Consider the following 1,344-nt stretch of genomic DNA (forward strand, 5'->3'; position numbering starts at 1 on the left):
CCGAAGTAGTCGCGCTGCGCCTGCAGCAGGTTCGCCGGCAGCCGCTCCGTCCGGTACGAATCGTAGTACGCCAGCGCCGACGAGAACGACGGCGTCGGGATGCCGCGCTGCACGGCCGTCGCGACGACGTTCCGCCAAGCGTCCTGGTATTTCTCGACCGCGTTCTTGAAATAGTCGTCCAGCAGCAGGTTCTTCAGCTCCGGATTGCGGTCGTACGCATCCGTGATGTTTTGCAGGAATTGCGCGCGGATGATGCAGCCGCCGCGGAAAATTTTCGCGATTTCGCCGTATTGCAAATTCCAGCCGAAGTGTTCGGAGGCGGCGCGCATCTGCGCGAAGCCTTGCGCGTACGAGCAAATTTTGCTCGCGTACAGCGCCCGGCGCACCTGCTCGATGAACTCGGCTTTGTTTACTTCCGTATGCTGCGCGCTCGGTCCGCTCAGAATCTTGCTCGCTTCGACGCGCTCCCCTTTCATCGAGGACAGGAAGCGCGCGAACACGGATTCCGTAATGATCGACAGCGGCACGCCGAGGTCGAGGGCGCTCGCGCTCGTCCACTTGCCCGTGCCCTTCTGGCCGGCCGTGTCTTGAATGACGTCGACCATCGGAAGTCCCGTCTCCGGGTCCTTCTTCAGGAAGATGTCCGCCGTAATTTCGATCAAGTAGCTGTCCAGCTCCCCGCGGTTCCACTCCGCGAAGATCGTGTGCAGCTCGTCGGCGCTTAAGGACAGCACGTCCTTCAGCAGCTGATACGCTTCGCAGATGAGCTGCATGTCGCCGTATTCGATGCCGTTATGCACCATCTTCACGTAGTGGCCCGCGCCGCCCGGTCCGATGTACGTGCAGCACGGCTCGCCGTTCACATGCGCCGAGATCGCCTCGAAGATCGGCCCCACGAGCTCGTACGCGTCCTTCGGGCCGCCCGGCATGATCGCCGGTCCCTTCAGCGCGCCTTCCTCGCCGCCGGAGACGCCGGTGCCGATGAAGCGGAAGCCCTTCGCGGTAAGCTCCTGCTCGCGGCGCTGCGTATCCGGGAAGTAGGCGTTGCCGCCGTCGATGATGATGTCGCCCGCGTCGAGATGCGGCAGCAGCGACTCGATCGTCTTGTCGGTCGGCTCGCCCGCCTTGACCATGATCATGATTTTCCGAGGCGTCTCGAGCGATTGCACGAACTCCTCGACGCTGTATGCGCCGACGAGGTTTTTGCCGGCCGCTTCAAGGGCGAGCTCCTTCGTCTTCTCCGGCGAGCGGTTATAGACCGCTACGGAGAACCCTTTGCTCTCCATGTTCAAGGCGAGGTTCTTCCCCATGACCGCGAGGCCGACGACGCCGATTTGCTGTTTC

1 protein-coding gene is annotated in these 1,344 nt (G+C 62.6%); it reads right to left on the minus strand.

Features of this window, described 5'->3' with window-relative positions; all coding sequences use genetic code 11:
• Window positions 1-1,344: NADP-dependent phosphogluconate dehydrogenase (gene gnd / locus FE782_RS31945; RefSeq protein WP_138198416.1), on the minus strand; the 1,344-nt coding region annotated here is incomplete at both ends.

The organism is Paenibacillus antri, assembly GCF_005765165.1.
GTDB classification, from domain to species: domain Bacteria; phylum Bacillota; class Bacilli; order Paenibacillales; family YIM-B00363; genus Paenibacillus_AE; species Paenibacillus_AE antri.